The sequence below is a fragment of the Micromonospora sp. DT47 genome (assembly GCF_049844475.1).
In the GTDB taxonomy this organism is placed as follows: Bacteria; Actinomycetota; Actinomycetes; order Mycobacteriales; family Micromonosporaceae; genus Micromonospora.
The window spans coordinates 1-8,421 of record NZ_JBNCLC010000051.1 but is presented as its reverse complement, the minus strand read 5'-3'; the positions used below and the strand labels follow the sequence as shown (position 1 = coordinate 8,421).

Genomic DNA, 8,421 nt, shown 5'->3' with positions numbered 1-8,421 from the left:
AACCACAGCCAGCTATCGTTCAGCCTGAGCCAACCGGCGCCAGGTAACCACCGCTCCGCGAAAGCGGGGGGACCTCAGAGTCGCCAAGGTCCCACCACCTCGCTGGAATCCGCCGCATCAGCCCACGGTCGCGCAGTCATCGCGCTCTGGCCAGTGGTGGCCGTACATGGCCTTCGGGGCGATCACCCTCCTGGTGGTGTGCATTGCCATAGTGACCGTCGCCCTCAGCCGCTGACTGCCTCTCTCCCACCCGGCCGGCCTTGGCCGGCCACAGCCGCCGTTCCTTGCCCTACGCCGCTGCACCCGGCTCGGCGGTGCCACCCCGGTTATGTCGGTGTCAGTCGGGACGTTGCCTAGCGTGCTGGTTGTAACCGGCCCAGGCCAGTCGTTTGGCGAAGCGCAGCAGTGTGCCGGTGCCCGTGTTGGAGACGACGTCGAGGTCATCGACGAGTGCGGCGACGATAGGCAGGCCCCGTCCGGAGGTGGCGGACTGGCCGGGCATGGCCGAGAGCGAGGGGACAAACCCGCCGCCCTGGTCAGAGACCTCGATCACGCACCGGTCGCCGTCGACCGTGACGTCGACCGTGTAGTCGACCGCGGCCACCGCGTGGGCGATCACGTTGGCGCAGGCCTCTGACAGTGCGAGTTGGATGTCGCCCCGGCAGTCGTCCTCAAACCCAACGCCGGCTAGTGCGCCGTCGAGGGCACGCCGGGCCATGGCGACTGTCCCGGCGTCACGCGGCAGGTCCAGCGACAATCGCAGAAGCACTTGGGTCACCACGTTCCGGCGTCGCTGATCAAGGGTCGATCTCGCAGTACCCGAAGGCGACATCGAGAAACTGTCATGGCGGCCGATGTAGGTCCTCGGCTGAGGTCACGCTGGCCGGCACACCGGGAGGTTCCATCCGATCCACCTGCTTGTAGCCGTGCCGGGCGGCTTGGGGGCGACTTCGCCAGTCGGCCGCCGGCGTTGCCGCATGGTGCGTCCGGCGATCGGGAAGCAGCTGTGCGCGCCGGCGCCGGTCTGCCAGCGCGGGAGGCAATTCGTCTTCGGGGCGCTCGCGGTGTAGTCGCTCCACTCAGACGGTGCTGGCGCCGTGGATGGTCAGCACGAGCCTCGGCGTCGGGCGGGCACCCTTCTCCGTCCGCATCCGCACATCGAACGGCTGATCCTGAACAACCACGGTGAGCAGAGTTTCCCTGCTGAGCGGACGACGTACCCAGGTCTCCGCCTCACCCGTCAGCGCCTGCGAGCAGCGGATCGCGTCACGTGATCCTGGCCCGGGCTGTCCAGACTCCCTGTGCGGTTCGCACGGCCGCCGCCGCCGGGCGGCGTCCGGCGCCGCGATGTAGAGCGCTGGCAGCACCGCGGATCGATGGGTTGACGGCTGTGGGTTGCCTGTCCGACAAGCGCGGCAGCCCGGGGCGAAGCTGGCACGGCGGGTGGTGCCGGGCGGCGCCGGCCAGGCAGACTGAACGACCATGTCGCCGTTTTCGCCCACCCTCCGGTTGCACGATCGGTACGTCCTGCGCGAGCGCATCGGGCTCGGCGGGATGTCCGAGGTGTGGCGCGCCGACGATGAGGTGCTGCACCGGCCAGTCGCGGTCAAGGCGCTCGCGGGAGAGTTCGCCACCGACCCGCAGCTGCGGGCCACCATCCAGCGCGAGGCCCGCGCCGCCGCCCGGCTGACCCACCCGCACGTCACGCAGGTGTACGACTACGGCGAGGCGACCCTGCCCGGCGGCGCGGTCGTGCCGTACCTGGTAATGGAGCTGGTCGAGGGGCGCAACCTGGCCGACCGGCTCACCGGCGGCCCGCTCGCCTGGCCCGAGGCAGTCCGGGTGGCCGGGCAGGTCGCTGCCGCGCTGGCCGCCGCGCACCGGATCGGGGTGGTGCACCGGGACATCAAGCCGGGCAACGTCATGCTCACCGAGACCGGCGCGAAGGTGCTTGACTTCGGCATCGCCGCACTCGCCGGCCCGCACCACCCGCTCGCCGGGCAGACCGGCGAGCTGCTGATGGGTACGCCGGCCTACTTCGCCCCGGAGCGGCTGGCCGCCGGCCCGCCCAACCCGGCCAGCGACGTCTACGCCCTTGGCGCGCTGCTCTACCGCACCCTCACCGGGCGGGCGCCGCTGCCCGTGCAGACCTGGCAGGATGCGCTGGAGGTGCAGGCCCGGCACACTCCGGTGCCGCCGCTGCGCATCCCCGGCCTGCCCGCCGACATCGCCGAGCTCACCCTTGCCTGCCTGGCGGCGGACCCGGCGCGACGGCCGACGGCAGCGCAACTCGCCGCCCGGTTCGGCGCCGGCCAGCCGGCCGACCCGCCCACCGCGATCCTGCCCACCCTGCCGGCCGGACAGGCGGCCCCCCGGGTGGCGGCCGCGGCGTCCGCCCAGCCGCCGACCCTCATCGACCGCGACCCGGCGGCGCGACTGGTGCGCCCATCGCCCGCCGGCTCGTCGCGCCGGTCGAATCGGCTGCTCGCGGTGCTCGTCGCGGCCGGCCTCGCCCTCGTCGTCGGGCTGGTCGGAGTGCTCGCCCTCGGGGACGAGCAGGATAATTCGCCTGCCGCGCCATTCGGCGTCACGCCGGTCGAGCAGCCGGCGTCGGGGTCGCCGAGCCCGTCGTCGGAACCAACCCTCCCTGCGCCACCCACGGGCCGGCTCACGCCGGTTACCCTGCGGCAGCTGGCCGCCCAGCTGGCGGCGGTGATCGACCATGCGGAGAGCCGGAGGGAGATCGACCCGAAGACGGCCGAGCAGCTGCGGGACAAGCTCGCCGAGCTGGACCAGGGCAAGTCGAAGGACCGCGCCAAGCGGATCCGGGAGCTGAGCGAGCGGGTCGCCGAGGCGGCCGACCAGGGCTGGATTAGCGCGGACGCCGCCAACCGCCTGCAGGACCTGCTCGCCGGGTACTCCCAGGTGCGCGGCGGAGAGGACGACGACTGACAGCTAATGTCGCGTGTCTGAGGTCTTTTGACGGTTGGCTTTGGTCAGGATCTGATCGGCGGTCTTGGTCCAGCAGAACGGCTGGCAGCGTTGGTTGTAGGCGTCGATGAACGTGCGGATCGCGTGGGTGAGGTCCGGGACGCTGGTGAAGGTTCCGCGGCGGATGGCCTGGCGGGTGATGATGCCGAAGAAGATCTCGACCATGTTCATCCACGAGGCGCTGGTCGGGGTGAAGTGCATGGTGATCCGCGGGTTGCGCGCCAGCCAGGCTTTGACGTTCGGGTGGTTGTGGGTGGCGTAGTTGTCCGCCACGACGTGCAGCTTCACCCGCGGGTGGGCCTTGGCGACCTGCTTGAGGAACCGCAGGAACTCGTTGTTGCGGTGCCGGTCGTAGCAGGCGTCGGCGGTGATCTTCCCGGTGGCGACCTCCAGGGCGGCGAACAGTGTGGTCGTCCCGTGGCGTTTGTAGTCGTGGGTGCGGCGTTCGGCCTGGTCGAACCGCATCGGCAACAGCGGTGCCGTCCGGTCGAGGGCCTGGATCTGGGACTTCTCGTCGACGCACACGACGACGGCGTTGGCGGGCGGGTCGAGATACAAGCCGACGACGTCGCGGATCTTCGCCTCAAGCTGCGGGTCGGTGGAGAACTTGAACGTCTCTACCCGGTGTGGCTGCAGGTCCCAGGCTCGCCAGATCCGGGCGACCTCGGCGAAGCTGACTGGCATGCCGTTTCGCGTCAGGTGATCAGCCAACAACCGTGCTGACCAGTGCGTCACGCTTCGCACCCCTGCTCGACCAGCTCGGCGACCTCGGCGAGGTCGACAGGTCGGCCCGCCCGCCGTGATCGAACTTGTCAGCGAAGAACCGCCCCAGCTCGTCGGTGCGGCCACCGTTCCAGACGCACTCCACCAGGTCGCGTATGAGTCGCTCCACGGTCATGATCGCGGATGCTACAACAACAGCGACCGCCTTCCATGACCTGCTGCCAGTGTCATCACCTCGCTGGGGCTGTCGACAATCGCCACGGTTGGGCGCTTTCAAGCACGCGTTCCTGAACTTCTGCGGGGTGCTTTCTGCCGGGCGCCACCCGGTCGGACTCATCGCCGCCGACCTGCGCGGGCGTTCGGCACGGCACCGGCCACGGGGGTGCCGGTCGGGTGAGCACAGGTGACCGGCGGTGTGGCGGGGGAGGGGCGACCCGATGCACCCGGCGTGGTATCTGAGATCTCCAATTCAGCCGGCAACCTTGTAGCATGCGGCGGACGACGGGCGGCAGCCGGAGCGCGGCTCTGGTACGACTCGGCGGGCGGCACCGCCGGGTCGGGCGGCCGCGGCGCCGGTCAGGCCGGGGCCGGAGTGAGAGAGGAACCTGCTCGGCGTGTTCCAGGAATCGGACCGGACCCGGATGGCCGGCGGAAACTCAATTGGCGGGGCGCCAGGCGCCTCGGGCGGGGCGCCAGGCGCCGACCCGCCGGAGGTGTGGGACGCGGAGCTGGCCAAGGCGGTGCGGCACGTCGCCGTGCTGCGCGCCGGGTTCTACGTTGTCGTGCTGCTGATCGCGCTCGGCGGCCAGGTGTCCGGGGCGATGGAACGGCTCCGCATGCCGTGGTACGTCGCCCTTCCCGCCGTTGGGGCGCTGGAGTTGGGCGGCGTCGTGGTGCTGGCGAACGCCGACGTACGCCGTCGACTAGGCGAACGGGCGATCCTGTCCCGCGTGCTGTCGGCCGGCATCGCCACCGCCGCGGTCGCCTTCAACTGGCTGGCTCACAGCAACCACCTCGAAGGCGGTTTCTACGCGGGCATGTCCCTGCTCGGTTATCTGGCGTGGCTGATGAACACCGAGAACCAGCGGCGGGACCGGCTGCGCGCCAGGCAGCAGCTGCCACCCACGACGCCGGCGTACGAACCGGTCGGGCACTGGTTGCGACACCCGTGGCTGACCCGCCGTGCCCGCTCGCTGGCCAAGGCCGACCCCGGCCTCGGGCTGTACGGCTCGCTCGACGCGGCCCGCGCGCAGATTCGCGCCGAGCGGCGGCAGGCGGCGCTCAGCAAGGTGTTGCACCGCAAGATCAGCCGAGCACTGGACGCCACCACCGCGGACATCGCCTTGGCGGTGTACGACCTCGACGAGATCGCCCGGCGGCTGGCCGAGCAGGCGGACTACGACGGGCTCACCGCGCTGATCGCCGCCGATCTGGCACCTGCGCGCGTGCTCGCCGGGAACCTGCCGGCGGGCGGCCGCCGCCGGCGGTGGCGTCGGGCCGGTCAACCCGACCCCGTCGCTCTAGCCTCGGCCGCGCGGCTGCTCGCCGACGCCCCGGAGCGGCTGCTCGCCCACGCCCCCGAGCCGCTCACGGTCGCGGCCCCCGCGCCGGACGCGGCTCCCGTAGCCCCTGCGGCGGACGCGGCCTCCGGCGGCTCAGCGCGGCCAGCGTCGGCCGAGGACGCCGTTCAGCAGGCGAACGCCACCGAGCAGGCGGGAGACGGTGCCGAGCGACCGGGATCGGAGCGGTCCCGGGCGGCGACGCCGGACCGTACCGACCGGCAGTTGAAGCGGTCCGAAAGCACGGACCAGCCCATCTCGACCACGGATCAGCCCGACCCGCCCCGCGCCTCCGACTGGGCGGCGCTGCACGCGGAACTCGCCCCGCTCCTGCCGGCAGCCGCACCGCGCCGAACGCCGCGCAACACACCAGACCGGTCGGCCACCAGCCGGGCGGACGCGCCGTCGACCACGGACGCGCCAGGCTCTGCCGCGGAGCCGGCCGACACCGCGCCGCCGGCAACGACCCGCAGCGCGGCACCGATGCCGCGAACCGCGACGGGGCAGGCACGTGTGGCCCGAGTCGCCGACCCGGCGGGCGAGCCGGGGCCGATCGCGGCAGTCACGCGAGAGCTACCCCTGGTGGCCGGGCGGGACCTGCCGGACCTGGTAGACACCGCGGCGAGCCGTACCACACCACCCGTCGCGGCCCCCGACGCCGTGGAAGGGGCCACCGAGCAACGATCAGCGTCGCGATCGCGGCAGCGCCGGCGGGACGACACGGACCCGCGACCGGGCTCGGAGACCGTCCGGCGTCGGTCGAACACCCAGTCGGCCGAGGCCGGTCGGCCCTGACCGAAAGATCCTCAACGGCCTGATCAACGAATACTCCCAGGCCGCATAGCCGAAACCGAGTTTTCGAGCGGTACAGGCTGACGAACTCGCGTACGTCCGCGCGGACCGCAGCGTCGTCCCACTTCACCCGGGTCAGCAGGTCCTGCATCCCCGTCCGGCGAGGCGTCCCCGGCGTGCTCAGCCATCGTCCAGCAGTTCATCGGACCGGCTGTGCGCCGCGATCCCGGTGTACCCGGGGTACGGTCATCCGATGGTGCATGTGCCTTCCCTGCCGCGGCGGGAGCGGCAAGTGCTGGCCGCGCTGGCCGCGGTAGCCGGGCGTTACGGCATCGGCGAGGATCGGCACGCCCCGCGCGCCGAGGCGATTGCCGCAGTGCACGAGGTGACCACAAGCCCGTGGCTGCTCGGCATCGAGGCCGGGGTGGCGCTGGCCGACCCGACGGGCATTAGCGGGCCAACTGTGAGGCTGCTGGAGGCGGCTGGCGCCGATATGCAGGTGGCCGCCGGGCACGCGGTCGAGGTCCGAGGGTTGGTGCACCGGTGGGTAAAGGCGCACGCGGTGCCTCCCTACGACCAGGGGCTCTACCGCAGTGTGACGGCGAGGGAATCACTAACGCCGGGTCAATAGTGGACAGCCAAGGTGCGTTGCTGTCCATGTCTCGGGCGGGTCGGCCCCCACCTCGCGGTCCCGCCCGGTTCGACCCGAACAGCGCACAATGACGCCCCGCCGGAGGCACATATGATGGCTGAATCGACACCCCGCACCCCACCGCCAGCCTGGCCGGGCCGCAATAATGGCGTAGCTGCGCCTGCGGTTGGAACCTGCCAACTCAGCCCCTTCGACAGGTACGGCAGCGCTCCGGCGAGTGGTGGGCGTAAGCCGTGTTCGGCGGAATCACCTTGCTGATCGCCTGCTTTGCCATGATCGTGGTCGCATTGGCCCGAGGAATTCGGCCTGTGCTGACCCGCCGCAGAGCGCGGCGAGGTGCCGTTCGATGGCCTGCTTGTGCGTCGCCACAGCTCGCCCAAAAAGTAGTTCCAGACGGCTTGGTGGTTGTGGTCGTTGCGGACCCTGTGGCGGCCAACCGGCTCAGAGTAACTCGAACTCGTGCGCGCCTCCGGTTGGAAAGCCTGGCCACCCGCCTGCCCGGCCAGCCGATCTTCTACCCGGTCCTCAACCGGCGATACGCCATCATGATTGCCCGAGATCGGCCGAGACTGCTGATGCCGTCCCTAAGAGCCTGGTAAATAAGGGTTTCAGGTGTGTTGGTGGCGGGCGAGGCGTCGGCTCATGACGATGATCATGGCCCACTGGACCATCGCGGCGTGGTGGTCGGGTAGCCGTTCGTAGTCGCGGACGGTGCGTCGGCACCGGTTGATCCAGGAGAACGTGCGCTCGACCGCCCATCTGCGGTGCAGCACGACGAAGGTGGTCTGCCCGGTGAGCTTCGCGACGATCTGTACGGTCAGGGCGAGGTGGGTGGCGGCCCAGTCGACGAGCCGGCCGGCGTAGCCGCCGTCGGCCCAGGTCAGCCGAATGGTGGGGAAGCAGGTTCGTAGTGCCCACAGCAGCGGCCGGGCGGCGTCGCGGTCCTGCACGCTGGCGGCGGTGACCAGGACAGCGAGTAGTAGTCCGCAGGTGTCGACGGCGATGTGACGTTTCCGGCCGTTGATCTTCTTGCCGGCGTCGTAGCCGCGGGTTGCCAGGCCGACGGTCTCCGCGCCGCGTACCGACTGGGAGTCGACCAGCGCGGCCGTCGGCTGCCGGTTACGTCCCTCGACCTGGGCGCGGACCTGTTCCCGCAGGCTGTTGTGCATGCGGTTGAGCGTTCCGTCGCGGGTCCAGGTCTTGAAGTAGTGGTAGACGAGCTTGTGGTGGGGGAAGTCGGCGGGCAGCGCGTCCCATTGGCAGCCGGTCCGGTCGAGGTAACGGATCGCGTCCACCACGTCCCGGCGGGGGTACGTGATCGGCCGGCCGCGTCCGGTCCCGGCCGGCACGTGCGGGGCCAGGATCCGCCATTCGGCATTCGTGGTGTCGGACGGGTAGTGCCGTGGCCGGGCGGTGGGCAAGTGATCGTCGAGGGTGGCCGGCGTGGCAGGTGCGGCGACGCCGGCGACAAGGTATACAGACAGGGTTGGGCCTTCGGTCGTGCTGGTTTAGTCACCTTCGCTCGTACCGAAGGCCCTTCCCCATGTCACGCCGCCACGCCGGCCCGGCGGAATCATCGATCTCTTGCCCGGCCATCCAGCCGACCCAAACCCTTATTTACCAGGCTCTAAGAGGCCGCGCAAATAGGTCAGTGAGGATCGGGCGGGTAGGAGACGGGCACAGACATCAGTGATCATGGTTCCT

General features: G+C 70.7%; 6 protein-coding genes and 2 pseudogenes. 4 read left to right on the top strand and 4 right to left on the bottom strand.

The annotated features are described in order from the left end of the window. Nucleotides 1-337: 337 nt before the first annotated feature. On the bottom strand, nucleotides 338-781 hold the full coding sequence (locus tag ACLQ2U_RS31980) for an ATP-binding protein (RefSeq protein ID WP_425754613.1): 444 nt from the start codon (nucleotides 779-781) through the stop codon (nucleotides 338-340). Nucleotides 782-1,482: 701 nt separating this feature from the next. Here ACLQ2U_RS31980 and ACLQ2U_RS31975 point away from each other — a divergent pair. Further along, entirely contained in the window at nucleotides 1,483-2,952 is a 1,470-nt protein-coding gene (locus ACLQ2U_RS31975; protein WP_425754612.1) for a serine/threonine-protein kinase, read from the top strand. Nucleotides 2,953-2,955: 3 nt separating this feature from the next. Here ACLQ2U_RS31975 and ACLQ2U_RS31970 read toward each other — a convergent pair. Next, nucleotides 2,956-3,729 (bottom strand): annotated as a pseudogene (locus tag ACLQ2U_RS31970) (IS630 family transposase); the annotation flags it as partial. After that, on the bottom strand, nucleotides 3,695-3,889 hold the full coding sequence (locus ACLQ2U_RS31965) for a hypothetical protein (protein ID WP_425754611.1): 195 nt from the start codon (nucleotides 3,887-3,889) through the stop codon (nucleotides 3,695-3,697). The pseudogene ACLQ2U_RS31970 and the gene ACLQ2U_RS31965, both read right to left, overlap by 35 nt. Nucleotides 3,890-4,328: 439 nt before the next feature. Between ACLQ2U_RS31965 and ACLQ2U_RS31960 the strand changes: the two genes are divergently transcribed. The 3 genes and pseudogenes from ACLQ2U_RS31960 to ACLQ2U_RS31950 all read left to right on the top strand — a co-directional run. Further along, the gene (locus ACLQ2U_RS31960) at nucleotides 4,329-6,068 is read left to right on the top strand and encodes a hypothetical protein (RefSeq protein ID WP_425754610.1); all 1,740 of its coding nucleotides are present in this window, start codon (nucleotides 4,329-4,331) and stop codon (nucleotides 6,066-6,068) included. A 250-nt stretch (nucleotides 6,069-6,318) separates the two neighbouring features. Continuing rightward, on the top strand, nucleotides 6,319-6,696 hold the full coding sequence (locus ACLQ2U_RS31955) for a hypothetical protein (RefSeq protein WP_425754609.1): 378 nt from the start codon (nucleotides 6,319-6,321) through the stop codon (nucleotides 6,694-6,696). Nucleotides 6,697-7,176: 480 nt separating this feature from the next. After that, a pseudogene (locus ACLQ2U_RS31950) lies at nucleotides 7,177-7,277 on the top strand (ADP-ribosylation/crystallin J1); the annotation flags it as partial. A gap of 48 nt (nucleotides 7,278-7,325) precedes the next feature. Here the strand turns inward: ACLQ2U_RS31950 and ACLQ2U_RS31945 are convergent. Beyond that, nucleotides 7,326-8,138, bottom strand: a complete 813-nt coding sequence (locus ACLQ2U_RS31945; protein WP_425754608.1) for an IS5 family transposase — start codon at nucleotides 8,136-8,138, stop codon at nucleotides 7,326-7,328. Nucleotides 8,139-8,421 lie beyond the last annotated feature (283 nt).